At 57.9% G+C, this 16,016-nt stretch carries 14 protein-coding genes; 3 read left to right on the top strand and 11 right to left on the bottom strand.

The features are described 5' to 3' along the window. Window position 1: 1 nt before the first annotated feature. Window positions 2–766: an enoyl-CoA hydratase/isomerase family protein gene (locus J7I86_RS12695; protein WP_159705968.1), complete on the bottom strand. Its 765-nt coding sequence runs from the start codon at window positions 764–766 to the stop codon at window positions 2–4. Window positions 767–882: 116 nt separating this feature from the next. On the opposite strand from J7I86_RS12695, the gene J7I86_RS12700 reads away from it, so the two are divergent. Continuing rightward, complete coding sequence (locus J7I86_RS12700) at window positions 883–1,776, top strand: LysR substrate-binding domain-containing protein (RefSeq protein ID WP_214820350.1); 894 nt, start codon at window positions 883–885, stop codon at window positions 1,774–1,776. A 34-nt stretch (window positions 1,777–1,810) separates the two neighbouring features. Here the strand turns inward: J7I86_RS12700 and J7I86_RS23300 are convergent, their stop codons facing one another. The 7 genes from J7I86_RS23300 to J7I86_RS12735 form a co-directional block, all read right to left on the bottom strand. Beyond that, a complete protein-coding gene (locus J7I86_RS23300) occupies window positions 1,811–2,158 on the bottom strand; it encodes a PadR family transcriptional regulator (protein WP_214820351.1) in 348 nt (115 codons plus the stop codon). Window positions 2,159–3,102: 944 nt separating this feature from the next. Next, a complete protein-coding gene (locus J7I86_RS12710; protein ID WP_214820353.1) occupies window positions 3,103–3,852 on the bottom strand; it encodes a ThuA domain-containing protein in 750 nt (249 codons plus the stop codon). A gap of 1 nt (window position 3,853) precedes the next feature. Further along, window positions 3,854–4,957 (bottom strand): Gfo/Idh/MocA family protein, encoded by a 1,104-nt coding sequence (locus J7I86_RS12715; RefSeq protein ID WP_214820355.1) that lies wholly within the window; start codon window positions 4,955–4,957, stop codon window positions 3,854–3,856. Between the two features lie 60 nt (window positions 4,958–5,017). Next, window positions 5,018–5,917: a carbohydrate ABC transporter permease gene (locus tag J7I86_RS12720; RefSeq protein ID WP_214820357.1), complete on the bottom strand. Its 900-nt coding sequence runs from the start codon at window positions 5,915–5,917 to the stop codon at window positions 5,018–5,020. Then, window positions 5,914–6,843 carry a carbohydrate ABC transporter permease gene (locus tag J7I86_RS12725; protein WP_214820359.1) on the bottom strand — a complete coding sequence of 310 codons (930 nt, stop codon included), beginning with the start codon at window positions 6,841–6,843 and terminating at the stop codon, window positions 5,914–5,916. The genes J7I86_RS12720 and J7I86_RS12725 overlap by 4 nt, the downstream gene beginning before the upstream one ends. 3 nt (window positions 6,844–6,846) lie before the next feature. Further along, window positions 6,847–8,154 carry an ABC transporter substrate-binding protein gene (locus J7I86_RS12730; protein WP_214820361.1) on the bottom strand — a complete coding sequence of 436 codons (1,308 nt, stop codon included), beginning with the start codon at window positions 8,152–8,154 and terminating at the stop codon, window positions 6,847–6,849. A gap of 200 nt (window positions 8,155–8,354) precedes the next feature. Continuing rightward, complete coding sequence (locus J7I86_RS12735) at window positions 8,355–9,350, bottom strand: LacI family DNA-binding transcriptional regulator (protein WP_214820363.1); 996 nt, start codon at window positions 9,348–9,350, stop codon at window positions 8,355–8,357. A 788-nt stretch (window positions 9,351–10,138) separates the two neighbouring features. Here J7I86_RS12735 and J7I86_RS12740 point away from each other — a divergent pair. Next, a complete protein-coding gene (locus J7I86_RS12740) occupies window positions 10,139–11,158 on the top strand; it encodes a DUF262 domain-containing protein (RefSeq protein ID WP_214820365.1) in 1,020 nt (339 codons plus the stop codon). Between the two features lies 1 nt (window position 11,159). After that, entirely contained in the window at window positions 11,160–12,170 is a 1,011-nt protein-coding gene (locus J7I86_RS12745) for a GTP pyrophosphokinase family protein (protein WP_214820367.1), read from the top strand. Between the two features lie 201 nt (window positions 12,171–12,371). Here J7I86_RS12745 and J7I86_RS12750 read toward each other — a convergent pair whose 3' ends face one another. The 3 genes from J7I86_RS12750 to J7I86_RS12760 form a co-directional block, all read right to left on the bottom strand. Continuing rightward, window positions 12,372–13,196: a hypothetical protein gene (locus J7I86_RS12750; RefSeq protein WP_214820369.1), complete on the bottom strand. Its 825-nt coding sequence runs from the start codon at window positions 13,194–13,196 to the stop codon at window positions 12,372–12,374. A 28-nt stretch (window positions 13,197–13,224) separates the two neighbouring features. Further along, a complete protein-coding gene (locus tag J7I86_RS12755) occupies window positions 13,225–14,616 on the bottom strand; it encodes an AAA family ATPase (protein ID WP_214820371.1) in 1,392 nt (463 codons plus the stop codon). 164 nt (window positions 14,617–14,780) lie between these two features. Continuing rightward, window positions 14,781–15,662 carry a DDE-type integrase/transposase/recombinase gene (locus J7I86_RS12760; protein ID WP_214820373.1) on the bottom strand — a complete coding sequence of 294 codons (882 nt, stop codon included), beginning with the start codon at window positions 15,660–15,662 and terminating at the stop codon, window positions 14,781–14,783. Window positions 15,663–16,016: the final 354 nt, after the last annotated feature.

Consider the following 16,016-nt stretch of genomic DNA (forward strand, 5'->3'; position numbering starts at 1 on the left):
CTCAGCGGCGGCCGGCGAGGAAACGGGCCATCTCGCGCTGCGGTTCGCCGGTGCCGTAGGCCTCGCGGTGCACGCGCTTGGCTTCTGCCATGGCATCGCTGAGGTCGTCGTCTTCGAGGCTGCGCAGGCGGTTCTTGGTAAGGCGGACTGCACCCGGGGGAAGGAGGCTCAAACGAGCGGCGAGGTCCTTGGCGTAAGCCAGCACGCCGCCGTCGTCCGCCAAGTAGTTTAGGAGGCCCAGACGCTGAGCTTCGGCAGCGTCCACCAGCTCGCCGGTGAGGACAAACTGGGAGGTCTTGGACTTGCCGAGGATGCTCCACATGGCCCAGATGCCGGTGATGCTGGGGATGCCGGAGAGGACTTCGGGCTGGCCCATGCGGACTTTGGAATCGCCGACGCGGAGGTCCGCGAGGAGCGAGTACTGGAAGCCGGAGCCGGCGGCGACGCCGTTGACTGCGGCGATGGTGATCTGGTCCAGGTTGCGGACGGCGCGGTAGAGGCGGTCGAAGCCGTCGATCCAGGCCTCCGCGGACTCGTGATCCTCGGGGTTCATGGAGGCGGTCTCGGCCAGGTCCTGTCCGGCGCAGAACGCGCGGCCGCTGCCGGTGAGGATGACCGTGCGGACTTCGTCGTTGCCCTTGAGGCCTTCCAAGTAGTCGATGAGTTCGCTGCGCATGGCCTCGGTCCAGGCGTTGAGCTTGTCCGGGCGGTTGAGGGTGATGATGGCGGTGGGGCCGGTCTGTTCGAAGAGGACGTCCTGGGACATTGGGGAGTTTCCTTTGGCTCGTTGGGGCTTCTTGATTCCCATCTGACCATCAGCGAATGTGACCCGTCTAACATCAATATCTACTCGTCTTGATACCAAACTGATATGGTTCCGCGATGGACCTTCACCATCTCAAGTACTTCGTGGTGCTCTCCGAGGAACTGCATTTCGGGCGCGCGGCACAGCGTTTACACATGGCCCAGCCGCCACTCTCACAGCGCATCAAGGACTTGGAAAAAGAGCTCGGCGTCCTGCTGTTTCATCGTCGGCGCACCGGCGTGGAGCTGTCCGAAGCCGGGGCTTTGCTGCTGGAGCACGCGCGTGGGGTGCTGGATCACGTGGCCATGGCGCAGGAGTCGATGCGGCGGATCCGGCCGGGTGCTTCGGGGATCCTGCAGGTGGCGGTTCCTCCGGATACAAACCCGGTTGCCTTGTCCACGATGGTTTCTTCGTTTAGCTCCCTTGCCCCTGACGTTCTGCTCAATCTGCACGAGCTCACCACCGTTGAACAGGTTGAGCGACTGCGCGACGGCGAACTGGACGTTGCGGTAGTCCGTCACCCTTTGAGTAGCGTGGGTTTCGAGTCGGGGCCGTTGTTTTCGCGGGCGCTTGGTGTGGTGATGAATGCTGCGCATCCGCTGGCTTCTGCTTCCTCTGTGCGGCTGGGCGACCTTGCCGGGAGCCCGCTGATCATCTTCCCGCGCCACATGGCCCCTACGTTGTACGACTCGTTCCTTCAAACGTGCCGGGATGCCGGGTACCTGCCAGCGGCGATTGTGCACGCAAGGAATCAGCACTTCACGCACGGGCTGATCATGGCCGGGCGCGGGGTGCACTTCAATGAGGAGCCGTGGACACCGTTGCCTTCGGGGATTGTGTGGCGGCCGCTGGTTGGTGATCCGATGGCTTGGCGGACGTCGGCGCTGTGGTTGAAGAGTAGGAGATCAGCGGAGACAGACGCGTTCGTGGCGGCTGTAGGAGCGGGGTTGGGGGCGGGTGGGCATGGGTAGCACCTCAGCCCCCCCTTTAGGTGCCATCTGAAAATTATTCCGTCCTCCATTTGGGTACTGCGCGACGAGAATTTGGCCCCGAAATACTCGACGAGCCCGTCTCCAAAAGTTCCAGCAAAGACTTTCGGAGCTCTCTCCAAGTTGCGTGCCTGTGCTCCAAGGCTTCAAATCCCTCATTTGTCAATTGATAACACTTTCGCGGCGGGCCGGTAGGTGACAGCTCCCACTTATGATCGACCAATCCTTGGCGGCCCAATCGATTCATGATTGCGTATAGGTCACTCTCACACGCAAGAAGTTCGTGCGATGCACGCAACTGCCGCGTGATTTCATATGCATGCGCAGGCCCTCTTCTTAGAACTGCCAACACTGCAAACACCACGAGTGCTCGGCGGATGCTGCTTCGATCTCCGGATTCCCCCCCCCCCCGCTAACCATCAACGAAAGGTACCTCCCGCCGCGTTGTAGCTCAAAGTCAAATCTCATTTAGGTTCGACGCATCAAGGTAACTTGGCCTTGAATCAACAAGGAGGAATGGACTTTTAGACCATTCCAGATCTGGGGAATCATGCAGTCAGATGTACTAAGCAAAGGCCCGACCACTGCTCCGTCGAAGAGGCACGTAAAACTGCGGAGGGCGCTTTTGGGGTCCGCCATGGCGATCAGCGCAGTCCTAACCCCGCTAGCCACTGCACCAGCCAACGCCACCGGGGGCGTCGATTACTTTTGCGCAAGCAGTTGGGGAACGACAGTTTGGAACAGCCAAGATCCTTACGCTTGTAGCGGCACACTTACCGGCTATAGGGACGGCTATAACGTGGGGTCCGTCAATATAGTGCAATTAATCGCGGATCAGCCGCCTCGGAGCGAATTAGACCTCAATAAATGGTGCACAAGTCGGCCCTTCGATTGCATGATCGCAGGCGGATTACTATACGCATTCATCAACAGCGTCGTAACGAGTTAAACCAGTCCAGCCGAGACGCTACCGCGGCCAGAGTGCCGTGGTAGCGTCATTTCATGAAAGTGACCCTCCGGATGCGCCGTATAATTACATTCCTAGCAGGTTTCGTTCCATTCGCTGTGCTCTGGCCGATTTGTGGTGCGCTGACCGCATTCGGAATCGGGCTAGGAGTGATGATTGTCGCTCTTATTCTAGACCGCTATCTATGGCGAGACAGGAGAGAGCGGTACGACAACTGATGCTGACTGCCCATATCAGCGAGCCTAAAGCTTAACCCGGCCGGCTACCGGCGCCCTTGGGTGTTTACGCTGATCTGTCAGGCAGCCATCGCAGCAGGCACCATAGGTGAGAGCGCCTCCGCCCTACGCTTCCTCGAACCAGCCCCGGGCCGGGTTTGAGACCTCGGGCGCCTCCCGGAACACACCAGGCTGCGCCACCCAGCCAACCCCGTTGGCGATGACCTTCTGGATCTGCGGCTGGTGGTACACCGGGTATTCCTGGTCGCCGGGACTGAAGTAGAAGATCCGACCCTTGCCGCGCGAGAACGTCACACCGGAGCGGAACACCTCTCCCCCGGTAAATGAGCTGATGAAGATCAGGTCATCGGGTTCTGGAATGTCGAACAGTTCGCCGTACATTTCCTGCTGCGGAATGACGATGGGGCTTTCAATGCCAGCTGCGATCGGGTGCGAAGGCTTGACCGTCCATACGAGTTCCCGTTCGCCCTCGTTGCGCCACTTCAGCGAGCACGTGGTGCCCAACAATCGGGTGAAGATCTTGGCGAAGTGCCCGGAGTGCAGCACCACCAGGCCCATTCCGCCGAGGACGTGGCGCTGCACGCGCTCAACCACCTCATCAGCGACTTCTTCGTGCGCAATATGCCCCCACCAGAGCAGCACATCGGTCTGAGCAAGAACTTCCTCGGAAAGTCCGTGCTCGGGGTCGGCCAGCGTGGCCGTCGAGATTTCCGAGTCCGGGTAGAAGCCGCGCAAACCGGCAGCAATGGCGCCGTGGATCCCTTCCGGGTACATCTCGCCGATAGTTGCGGGCTCGTTGCGGGCCTCGTGGAGGGCCTCGTTCCAGACGACCACCTTCAATTTCTGTTCAGACATTTCAGAGCACCACTTCACGTTGTTCGAGGGCGGATTTGTAGCAAGCATCGAGGACCAGGGCTCGGCTGAGGGCAAGGGAACCGTCGTGGCTTCCCCACACGGTCTCGCCACCGCGCACGGCGGCAATGAAATCGTCGACGACGGCCTGGTGGGCTCGCCCGGGTTCGGCCACCACTTCGAAGTCGGCGTTCTCGCCGTCCTTCTCGGTGAAGACGTGCACATCCGCTACCGGGTTCTCGGAGGCGCCGACCGAGCGCAAGTCCGCTCCGCCGTCGGTCCCGTAAACGGTGAAGTCCATCAAGTCCCGCTCGTCGCGGTAGGTTGCCCATCCCGCTTCCAGGATCAAGGTACCGCCGCCTTCCAACCGGATGAACGCCGATGCGAAGTCTTCCACTTCAAACTTATGACTGGAGTTCGATGCTGTATAGCGGGCGTTGCCGCCGAGGCCGCGCGGTCCGAGTTCAGAGTGGGTGGAGGCCGAGACCGCCAGGACCTTCGGTTCCCCAAGCAAGTGCAGGGCGTAGTCCAGCACGTGCACGCCGATGTCAGCCAGCGGACCACCTCCGGCGAGCTCCGGGTTGGTGAACCAGCTGCCCAGCATCGGAATGCCTTGGCGTCGGAGCCAGGATGCCTTGGCGTAGTACGGGCGACCCAGCGTGCCGGCGTCGATCACTTCCTTGAGCGCCTGGATGTCGCCTCGACGGCGGTGGTTGAATGCAACGTCCAGCACGCGGCCAGCCTTACGCGCGGCATCCACCATCTGTTGACCTTCGACGGCGTTGCGCGCCAACGGCTTTTCGCTCAGCACGTGCAGTCCCCGCTCGAGCGACGCAATGGCGATGGGCGCGTGCAGGAACGTCGGCACGGCGACGCTGACGGCGTCGAGGCCTTCGAGCTCGATCATGTCTTCCCAACGGGCGAACGCGTGGGGAATGCTGTATTCCTCCTTCAGCTGAGCAAGAAGGTCTTCTTCCATGCCGGCGACGGCGACAATCTCGACGCCGTCGATGTTGCTGTACACCTTGAGGTGCTGCTGGCCGGCCCAACCGATGCCCACAACTCCCACCTTGAGGGTTGCGGACGAGGCCTGCTGCTGAATGCTCACTTTGTTCCTGTTCTTTCTTGGTTGTCGTAAGTGTGTGGTTCTGAATGGTTTGAAAACGGCTTAGCCTTTGACCGCGCCGGCCGTCATGCCCGAAACGATGCGCTTCTGGCACACGAGTACAAGGATGACCAGCGGGACCGTGATGATCACCGACGCGGCGCTGATGGTGCCGAGGGGTTGGTCGAACTCACTGGTTCCGCTGAAGAACGCGATTGCCACCGGGACAGGGCGGGACTCCGGCGAGGTGGTCAGCGTGACGGCCAGGAGGAATTCGTTCCAGACCGAGATAAACACCAGGATCGCTGTCGTGGCCAGGCCTGGGACTGCCAGGGGCAGGATGACCTTGCGGAACGCGACAAACGGTGTGGCGCCGTCCATGTACGCGGATTCCTCGAGCTCACGCGGGATCTCCTTGAAGAACGACGTCAGCGTGTAGATCGCCAGCGGCAACGCGAACGTCAGCTTCGGAATGATGAGGCCCAGCAATGTGTCGTACAGGCCGATTTCGCGCCAGATGGAGAACATCGGGGCCGCGATGGCGATGGCCGGGAACGTGGTGACCGACAGGATGAGCGTCAGGATCATCGCCTTCCGGCGCATCTTGAGCCTGGCCAGCGCATAGGCGGCGAAGGACGCGAAGACCAGCGCCACTGTTGTAGTTACGACGGCGATAATCACCGAGTTGCGCAAGGCCAGGAGGAACTCGGGGTTCTGGAAGACCACCAGATAGTTCTCCAAGGTTGGCTGGCTCGGGAAGAGCTCGCCATTGGACAGGCTGGCACCTTTCTTGAGCGAGGTGTTGACCAGCCAGTAGAACGGAATGAGCGAGAAAGCCATGACGGCCACCACGAACACCCATACCAAGGGATGGAGTTTCGATTCCCCACGCAAGCGACGCTTCGGTGCCTTCGAACGCGTGGCGAGTGCCGCCGTCGGGCGTTCTGCAGTCAGTGTGCTCATTGTTCCTCCTTCGCGACGTCGCGGATGTTGCCGCCGGCGAAGCGGACGTAGATGACCGAGACCACCATGACGGTGAGGAAGGTCAGGATGGACAGCGCAGATCCTTCACCCACCAACCGGTTTTCGCGCAGTTGCGTGTAGGCGAGCATGGACATGGATTCGGTGCCATTGGCGCCGCGGGTGAGGACGAACGGCAGGTCGAAGACGCGGAGGGCATCCATGGTGCGGAAGATCGCGGCGAGGACGATCGCCGGTCGCAGCAGCGGCAGGGTGATGTTCACGAAGGTCTGCCATTTGCTTGCGCCGTCGAGTTCTGCGGCCTCGTAGGTTTCGGCGGAGATGACCTGCAGACCGGCAAGGATGATGAGCGCCGCGAACGGTGTGGTCTTCCAGACGTCGGCCATGACGATTACGGCCATCGCGTAGCCGTGCTCACCCAGCCAGACGACGTCGCCGCCCGGCAGCCCCAGCGTGGAGAGGACGTTGGTGACCAGGCCCATGTTGGGCTGGAACATCGTTTGCCAGGTGATGGCGCTGACCACGGTGATGATCGCGTACGGCAGCAGAACCACGGTGCGCAGGACGGCGCGGCCTTTGAACGCGAGGTTGAGCAGGAGCGCCATGGCCGTGCCGAGCACCAACTCCAGCGAGACTGACAGGCCTGCGAAGAGGAACGTCTGGCCGAAGGCCGCCCACCATTCGGAGCTGCTCAGGGCGGTGATGTAGTTTTCCAGCCCGACGAAACGGGACAGGCCTGCAGTGCGGACGCTGTACTGGTTCAGCGAAAGCCAGATCGCGTAGCCGATGGGGACCGCCGCAACCAGCGCCATGATGACCAGCGACGGGGCGGTCATGCGGAGCGCGAGCCTCCGTTCGGCGCGGTCGCGGCCGCTGACGCGGCTTGGTGCCATTGTCTTGGTGGCCATGATTTAGAAGCTCGCCTTAGCGGTGGTGATTTCCTCGGCCATCTTCTGCACGGCTTCTTCGGTGGAGGCGGTGCCGGAGAGGACGGCGTAGACGTTTTTGTAGATCGCCTGCGAGATCTGCGGGTAGACCGGGGAGATCGGGCGCGGCTTGGCACCCTTCACGGAGCCCAGCAGTTCCGTGGCGAACGGCATCTTCTGCAGCACCGCCGGATCCGAGTAGGCGGCCTCGTTCACCGGGGCCTGCGAGTAGTCCATGGCCACGTGCTTCTGCCAGTCCGGGGTGGTGGCGAAGTCGATGAACGCGACAGCCCCGGCCTGGTTGGTGGAGTGGGCAGAGATCGCCAAGTTCCAGCCGCCGAGCACGCCGGAGGCCTTGCCGCCTTCCCATGCGGGCAGCGGCGCGACTGCGAAGCTGGACGCCAGCGGTGTCGCGTTGAGCAGGCGGTACACGTGTGGCCAGTTGCGCTGGTATCCGAAGTCGCCGGACTCGTAGGCGAGGCGGGCGGGGTCTTCGTTGTAGGTGAGGACGGCGCGGTCGGCTGAGTCGTTCTTGAGGCCGTCGCTCATGAAGTTGAGGACGTCGCGGGTTTCCTTGGAGTCGATTGTGACGTCGCCCTGTTCGTTGAGCACTTCGCCGCCTGCGCTGTAGAGCATTTCGAGGAAGTTCACCGTGAGGCCCTCGTACTGCTTGCCCTGGTAGACGTATCCGTTGCCGGGAGCCTTGGCTGCTTCCGCGTAAAGCTGCTGCCAGGTCTCGGGCTTGGCTACCTTGTCCTTCTGGTAGTAGATCAATCCGGCGTTGGTGAAGAACGGCGAGGCCCAGTACTTGTCCTGGTACTTGGTGGTTTCCACAGTGGAGGGAATGAGCCGGTCCTTGTTGGCTTCCACCAGCTTGGTCTGATCGAGCAGCCAGCCTTGGGAGGCGAACTCGGAGGTCCAGATGACGTCCGTGACGAAAAGGTCGCACTCCGTGGACTTGCCCTCGAGCCGCTGCACAATCTGCGTGCGGGCTTCATCGGTGGTGGCGCCGATCTCCGTGTACTTGGCCGTGACCTTGCCGTTCGCCTTCGTGAACGCCTCCGCCGTGCCCTTATAGATGCCGCTCGCGTCCTTGACGCCGCAGATGTTCACGGCACCGCTGGCGTTAGCGCCCGACGACGGATCGGCAGCTGCCGCTTGCTCGGCACCTTGGGGTGCTGCTCCCCCGCCGCACGCGCTGAGCAGGAGGGCTGCGGCTATAGCTGTCGCGGCAAGGGCTTTTCGTGTTGTGGCTTTGTCCTGGAGCGGGAGAGCAGGTCGATTCAAGTCCACAAGTGGCTCCTTTGGGGTCTGTGGGCGGGTGGAGTTCAGCGCGCGTTTGTGCTGTCCCGCGTTCTGAGGGTGGCTTCTTTGCCGTTGGTGCTTGTGATCCGTGGAATCGATTCCAAATGTGCTGTAAAGAATCGGCCTTGCGGCCGTGGAATCGATTCCAAAGTAGTGTGACAGGGACCGCTAAGGGCTGTCAACCCTCTTTATTTGGTGGAGTCCCGGATGACGAGTTCGTGCGGGAGGAAGGTCCGGCCGCGGCGGTGTTCGCCCGGAACTGTCATCCGTTCAAGGAGCTCCGCGAAGGCGACTCGGCCCATTTCGTAGGCCGGCTGCCGCACGGTGGTCAGTTCCGGCACGCACATTTCCGCCTGCGCCGAGTCATCGAAGCCCGCTACGGCGATGTCTTCGGGGACCTTTAGGCCCGCGTCGGTGAGTTCCCGGACGCACCCGGCTGCGACGATGTCGGTCCCGCAGAATACTGCGTCTGGAAGGTCTTTTGCTTTGAGGAGCTTCTTAGCGAGGGTACGACCCGAGTGGAAGCCGAAGTTTCCCTCCCCCAAGAGGATCTGGTCTTGTTCCAAGCCCGACTCCGTCAGTGCCTGGCGGAAGCCTTCTTCTCGCAACCGGCCCGAGCGGGCACCCCTGTGGGCGAGCATGGCCAGCTTCTTGGCGCCGGTGTTGATCAGGTGGTTGGTGATGTCGTAGGCCGCCTGGTGGTCATCGATGGACACTCCAAATGCAGCCTCGGCGTCGACAATTTCGCAGACCTGGACCACACTCATTTGCTCCGCGACTGTGTTGACGTCGTCGTCGGGCATCGTTGGCGAAAAGATCACCAGACCGTCCACGGAGCCGTTCCGCAGCATGTCCACGAGCTGCTGCTCGCGGTCCAAGTCTCCGTCGGTCGCTGCAATCAGGCTGACGTAGCCCGAGTCTGCGGCAGCGTCGCCGACTCCTCGAAAGACTTCACTGATCACCAGAGAGTCCAGGTTCTTGGCCAGAGCGAGGACGCGCATTGTCCTGTCCCGGCGAAGGTCCCGCGCCGAAGCAAGAGGGCGGTAGCTGAGTTGACGGATGGCGGCGTTGACTTTCTCCTTGGCCGCCTCGCTGACAGCCGGGCTCCCGTTCAAGACGCGCGACACAGTGCCCACGGAAACACCCGCCGTTCTGGCGACGTCCTGCACTGTTGGCCGAGCCATTCGTTTGTCCTTCCGCGAGCAGTGACGATGGTCCTTGCCGCCACGTCCCTACCGTGCCCACCGGCGTTCCTCAGCATAGCTGGCTAGTCAAAGGCAGTACTGATGACGCAAGGGAATCGGTGAGTAAGGGAGACAGCTCGCGGCTACTCACGTGAACTAGCACTTAGATGACGTTGTTCCACGATCGCCGCAGCAGTGTGCAAAGCGCTCGATGCCGGCTCCTTGCCACTGCTGCACAAGGGCCGAATCCTGGACCGCGGGCAAATGGCAGAGGAGTCGAGGAGACTGAAGCAATCGAGGTGCTGTGGTCAATACCAGTTCCGCCAGCGACAAGTCGGATATCTTGTTGCGGAGCCCTGTATATCCGCGTCCCAAACACCTGAAGAATAAAAACAACGCACGATGCTGGCACAGACGGCGATTGAGAATTTGCGACGGCGACCTCGACGATGGGTTGATACGCCACACCTGCCCAGTCTGGGGTTCGAATAGCAGTAAGTGTTTTCGCCTGTCCTTGGCGCGTTGCGCCCGGATCGGATGCACCTTCCCCTCACGGCCAGCCGAGCTGCCACTCCGCCCTCCACGCCTTAGACCATCCAACACCGTTAGACCGAAAAGCAGCTGCCTTGAACCTGACAGACCCTAAGAGCCGAAAAACTGAGCCCGCAACTCGGGCATATACCTTCTATCGGTTATCATCAACATTGAGCCCCGCTGGAACACAGATCTACATGGTCCTGGGTTATAGAATTTTACAAAGACAGCAACAATGGTCAAGTGAGGATTGCATGAGCGGACGATTTGCCACAACTACCAAGGACATCGGTCTACTAAAGCAGTTATACGATGACGGTCAGTTGCAGATAAGTGCCGAGTTCCAGCGCAATGCCATCTGGCCGCGACCGGCCAAGTCTTTTCTAATTGACACAATCCTGACGGACAATCCCATTCCAGTCCTATATTTCCAAAAAGGGATCAGTGCACAGACGAGGCGTGTTGAGTACACCGTAGTGGATGGGCAACAACGCCTTAATGCTGTTTTTCAATATCTCGAAAATAGATTTGCGCTCACGGAATCCGACCCTAGCAGTCCGTGGTATCGCAAGCGGTGGAAGAACCTTGATGACGAACATCGTTTGCAAATTCTTTCCTATGACTTTGTAATTCAGGAGCTAGTGGGATATAGCTCAAGCCATATCCGCGATATGTTCAAGCGAATGAATCGATACGTCGTAGCACTCAATCCGCAGGAGCTTCGACATGCGACTGAAGACGGAGCATTCAAACGATTAGTTGAGTCCATAGGTAAATGGCCTTTCTGGACCGACAACGGCATTGTGACGCGGCAAGCGGCCAATCGGATGAAAAACGATGAGCTTGTTGCTGAACTTCTTATTCTTCTGAGCGAAGGCCCACAAGATAAGAAAGAGTCCGTGGACCTCTACTACGACTCGTTCCGTCATGATTTCCCTCAAGGTCCGGAACTAGAGACGCAGCTGGCCTCGGTCCTCAATGAGATCCAAGCAGCTCTCCCCGATCTTAAAAAATCACTTCTTCGCCGCCCTGCCAATATATATGCCTTGATTGGCGCCATGAACGAACTGCAATCAGAAGAGGAACAGTTACCTCCCACGGCAATTCTTGGTCAGCGCATTTCGGATTTCAACGAAGAGCTAGCCGCTTCCGAAGATGAGCGAACACCTCGTGCGTCGCGGTACTTCGTTGCGCAGAGTCGGCAAACAGACAATATTAGGCCTCGACGTGCCAGAATCGACGAGCTTAAGCACGTCATACTAAATAGAGGGTGATATGGGCAAGCTTTCCGAGCGCTGGCTTGCCGCCTACCGGACGAACTTCAGCGACTACGAACTGGCCGCAGCGGAAGTCAAGTCGCAGATCGAAGATGCACTGCGGGGATCGGCCCTAAATATTCATCTTATTGAAGCTCGGGCAAAGGAACCCGATTCAGTTGCCGAAAAGGTCGAACGCAGAGGTTACGGGCGCCCTGGTCAACAATTTGATGATCTTATTGGTGTTCGAATCATCACGCTGTTTGACCACTCCGTAGGTGAGGTTGCCAAGAAGATTCGTAGTAGATTTAGCGTCGATGAGGGCCGATCCTCTGACAAGACGTCTAAGTTGATTCTGCGTCAAGTTGGTTATAGGAGCAATCACCTTGTTATAAAGGCTTCATCCTCGGGCCTAGAACCAGTGTCGACAATACTAAGAAAGACTTTTGTAGAAATTCAAGTTCGAAGCGTCATTGCGCATGCATGGGCTGAGATCGAGCACTCATTACGATATAAAGTTGGCGAGGGAATTCCCCCCGGCTTAGCACGACGCTTTGATGCTTTAGCCGGTACGCTTGAACTCGTTGATCGTGAGTTCTCCGGGATAGAGACCGCGACTGTCCAACTAGTTCTTGACAAGTCAGTAAGGTATCTGTCAGGGCAAGACTTGGACGATTCACTGAGCACAATTCAGGTATTGGCCGCTCTTAGGGTAAGACGTCCTGAGATGAAGGCATTGGGACCTGATGGCCTGCCCCTACCCATTGAGGACGGCTTCAAGTTTGCGAAAATCCTAGTCAGATGCGGGATTATGACCGTTCAAGATCTACTGGATGCTCTCATCAACAACGATATCCTGGCTGTAATTCGTCGGTTTGCGAACACCCAGAGCTACCCGCTGGAGCCGGAAGAAGCTTCAGGCATCGTCGTGATCGGTTCCATCGTTGGCTCTTGGAACAAATCCGAGTTCCAAAAAGTTGCAGTTTTTCAGGACCCGAAACTAGTAGCTGCGTTCGAGAAAGAAGTTTGAGTCCGGGCGAGCCTAAGCTTAAATCGCGACCTACAGGCAACATAGACCAGCGAATCATGAATGGAATAACTTGCTTGTTTTCACATGTGCAGCTTGGGACGACCCGTAAACTTTATGCCATAAGTTTCTGGCTCACCGCAACTGCTGATCGGTGAATTAACTGGAATTCAAGGGGCATGACCGGAATTCTAGTCATAAGATCTAAAGTTTGCCATTCGTCAGAATCCAAGCAGCTAGGCTCTTGAACAATGGGAGCCGAACATATGAACCTTCTATAAGAATCGCCGCCCGTATGCAGTTTTCTAAAGCTTTCTCATCCCGGATTCCACACTGATTTCTTATTAGGTTTCCATAAACACTCAGCAGCAGTAGGGCCAAATCATGGCCGTAGACGACTTCACGAGGATCCGAGTATGTAGGCGGTGTGTAGTCATCTACTCTTGTGGCAACGTCAGGAGACACCGCTTTTCTAACGTCGTATCCTGCATAGTCTGGGCCAGCTTTGAGCACGCCCTTGTTGACGGATGGGCTTGTCATATGTGGGTTCTGCATTCGAACCAGGTAAAGATCGGCGAACGCGTCTTTCAACATCTCAACCAACGCTGTTCCCGGTGGGAGCTTGTCGGACAAGATGTTGCGATTAAGAACGTCGAGAACGCTGGGGTTGAACCCGTAGCTCTCAAGTGCAGGGAAATCTGTCCATAGAAGGACTCTGGAAGCAAACTGCTCGCGGTACTCGCCGCAATCGAGATCTGCAACGCAACGAACGCGCTCGGGAAAGTCACTCAGCGTTTCGGAGAGATGAAGAACACGGCTGCGGTGTCCAACTGCTACCTTCCGCGACAATAGGACATCGTCTGGGACGTCAATGTCACTGACAGCCAAGATGTAGGGTTCTTGGTAGGATTCCTCCCAGCGAACATCGACCGTGCGAATCCATTCGCTGTAGAAGCGTCGATCCGAGTGGCCCTCGACAATGAGGTATTTACTGCGAGTGAGTGTCACCTCCCTTGCAAGCTCTGACACCTCCAGCCTCGGTTTTCCGCTGTTGCTGCTAGTAGATGGCACGGGGACTAACGACCTCATTTATGTCCGTCATAATCTGCACGGAGTGCGATGCAATTAGAAATTGCACCGAACTCCCAGCTGAACACCTGAGCAACTCTCCTATAAGCTTTCTCTGCCATTCAATTCCCAATGACAACTCAGGTTCATCAATGATGAATAAGCAGCCGATTCTACTTGCAATAACCGCATTACTCAACAACAAGAGTAGATGCTTCTCACCACTGGAAAGCTTTTCAGGACTAAGAATCTCATTCTTCTTATTCCTCAGTGTAATTCCTGATAATGTTTGGAATGACATGCTTTTTCTGTCGAGAAAGCTGTTAACAGATGTTACAAAGGTATCAATGACACCTTTCGTCTTTTCAAGAGCATCCATTTGATCAACTAGATTTGTAAGGTAAGGATCAATGACCGCATGAAGACTCTTCAGTTTGGTATTATTCGACCGCGTATCATTAATCTCTAGGCGAATACGCTTCACCTGTTTCAGATTAATCAAGCCATACTTTTCAAAGCTCAGTCCCCGCAAGAGAATGTGATTAATTTTCCTTAGAAGTTGAGCCCTTGCTTCCGCCGCTAACGGCCCTTGCTTCTTACCTTGAAGAACGTGGCGCGTGATCTCTGCATAGGCCCCACCCCCTTGACCTGCATCCATCGAGATATTCGCAAATGCCATTCGACTGAAGATCTCTTCGATTCGTTTGAGTGATTCTTGCACTTCTAAGGTGTGGGCACTGGCGATTACCGCAGAGCGCGTAGCGATTCGGTCATACTCTCTAAATGACTTTACAAAGGACTCTTGTTGCTCAAATATTGGCACAGCGGATTGCACCGAGCGGTCGTCCCCCACAAAAATGGTGTGACTCTGCACGAGCTGCAGGTTATTGAGATAGTCTTCGTAGTCGGCCCTCTTTGCCAGGACGCGCTTGTACATTCTAGAGCCGAAGTCACCGGGATCCACGGCCAGCCTGCACGGCTTTGCCATTCCCTCGTATCCTTCCGGAGGGACTGTGACTTCCAGGCCAAATGACCCATCGCGCCAATCAGACCGATCCATGCGGATGCAAACGCCAGATCGAAATGTGACCTGAAGCGACTTCATCGGGATATCGATAAGTGACTGCAAGCTGTCGACTTCTGGCGTCAGTATATGATAAATAGCACGAAGCAGATTTGTCTTCCCGCTTCCGTTCTGAGCGTAGATGACTCGAACGCGCTCAGATATCGCGTCGTCTTCGGCTCCCCTGAATTCGAACGAGTAGTCATATTCACCCAAAACTTCGGTTGCTTCGATCTTCTCGATCTGTGGGAATCTGACTGTGCTCACATCGGTTTGCGGCAAATCAACGTCGATCCCGTCAGGTGCAACATCACTCATGCTGTTGAGCCTATCAGCGTGGACCCCTCGTCTACGTGTGGGGTTGACTATTACCCAACCTGTGGAAAAGACTTGAGCTGAGCCTTTATATCGGCTCACCGCGAGGCCCCATCTCTTTCCAGGCTGACGTCCCGCCCCCGCTTCCATACCCCCCCCGTGATGACTCATGTCAAGCATGCTCGCGTGAGTGTAGTGCGTGCCTCAGTTATTTCTGCTCGCGCGATTGAGGCTTCCAGGGCTTGTGTTTTCGCGGCTGCAAGGGCGATGAGCTGGGTTTGGATTCGGGTGATGCTGCGGCTGAGTTCGGCCGGGCTGGTGGTCTCCATGAGGTCGGCGAGTTCGGTCGCTTTGACCTCGGTGAGAATTCCGGAGCCGATGACGCGGAGGTAGGGGGTCCATGGTTTGTCATAGATCCGGGTCTTTTTGCCGTGTTTGTTTGAGCGCCAGCCGATGGCTTTGGTGGTCGCGGTGAAGAGGTTGAGACGGACCCGGACCAAGGCGTAGAGGGCGTTGAGGAGCTTCAGTTCGGCTGCTGTGTCGTACCGGTAGTGGAAGGCATGCCGGCGCACGACGTCACCGTTTTTCTGCTCGACGTGGTCGTTGTCGTTGGACTTATAGGGCCGTGCACGGGTGAAGTAGATCTCCTTCTTCCCGGCCCACTCGATCATGGCGTAGTTGATGAAATCCCCGCCGTTGTCGGTGTCGAGCCCCACCAAAGGAAACGGCAGTCGCACCACGCCCTCATCCATGGCCGCGAGTACCCAGCCGTGTGCCCCGTTTCGGACCGCGACGTTCTCGGTCCAGCCCGTGAACACGTCCGTAGCGGTCAGGGTTCGCGCGAATTCCCCGGCCAGGGTGGGACCGCAATGGACGACCAGGTCCGCCTCGACGAAGCCGGGGACCTGTTCGTGCTCGTCTCCGGCCTTACGGACCGTGATCGAATTACCCAGCAGCGGCCCGGCCTTCGTCGCGGAGAGCCCTCTGGGTTTGCCTGCGTCTTTGGTGGGTTTGAGCAGCCGATCAATCGTGCCCCCGGAGACCTGCATCAACTGCACCTTCACAGCCGGTGCCAGCCTTTTGGTGTCGAGTTCACCACGAGTTCGTCCAGAACCAACCCCTTGGCGTTCTTCGACGACCTCGCGTAATCGGCTGCGTACTTCCTCGTGATTTCCCTACGAGTTACCCAACGACAGGTCCATCCCTCATCGTCACCGCCGTGCCCGTAGCGGTCCGTGATTTAGCGAGCGTTTCTCAAATGAGGCATGCACCCCGTTTCGCAAGCACTATTCATGAGTCTCGTCACCCCCTTGACTCCCACCCCCTCCTTCCCTAAACTTTTCATAAAGCAGAATCTAAATTCCACAGAGCGGAAACTAGTGCCAAGCACCAAGGCAGCAGCC

The organism is Arthrobacter sp. ISL-95, assembly GCF_018613695.1.
Lineage (GTDB): Bacteria > Actinomycetota > Actinomycetes > Actinomycetales > Micrococcaceae > Arthrobacter.

Excerpts from the sequence above, each read along its gene's own strand:
- J7I86_RS12720 (WP_214820357.1), bottom strand. The coding sequence starts at position 5,917 with ATGAGCACACTGACTGCAGAACGCCCGACGGCGGCACTCGCCACGCGT.
- J7I86_RS12710 (WP_214820353.1), bottom strand. The coding sequence starts at position 3,852 with ATGTCTGAACAGAAATTGAAGGTGGTCGTCTGGAACGAGGCCCTCCAC.
- J7I86_RS12700 (WP_214820350.1), top strand. The coding sequence starts at position 883 with ATGGACCTTCACCATCTCAAGTACTTCGTGGTGCTCTCCGAGGAACTG.
- J7I86_RS12735 (WP_214820363.1), bottom strand. The coding sequence starts at position 9,350 with ATGGCTCGGCCAACAGTGCAGGACGTCGCCAGAACGGCGGGTGTTTCC.
- J7I86_RS12740 (WP_214820365.1), top strand. The coding sequence starts at position 10,139 with ATGAGCGGACGATTTGCCACAACTACCAAGGACATCGGTCTACTAAAG.
- J7I86_RS12725 (WP_214820359.1), bottom strand. The coding sequence starts at position 6,843 with ATGGCCACCAAGACAATGGCACCAAGCCGCGTCAGCGGCCGCGACCGC.
- J7I86_RS12695 (WP_159705968.1), bottom strand. The coding sequence starts at position 766 with ATGTCCCAGGACGTCCTCTTCGAACAGACCGGCCCCACCGCCATCATC.
- J7I86_RS12760 (WP_214820373.1), bottom strand. The coding sequence starts at position 15,662 with ATGCAGGTCTCCGGGGGCACGATTGATCGGCTGCTCAAACCCACCAAA.
- J7I86_RS12745 (WP_214820367.1), top strand. The coding sequence starts at position 11,160 with ATGGGCAAGCTTTCCGAGCGCTGGCTTGCCGCCTACCGGACGAACTTC.
- J7I86_RS12755 (WP_214820371.1), bottom strand. The coding sequence starts at position 14,616 with ATGAGTGATGTTGCACCTGACGGGATCGACGTTGATTTGCCGCAAACC.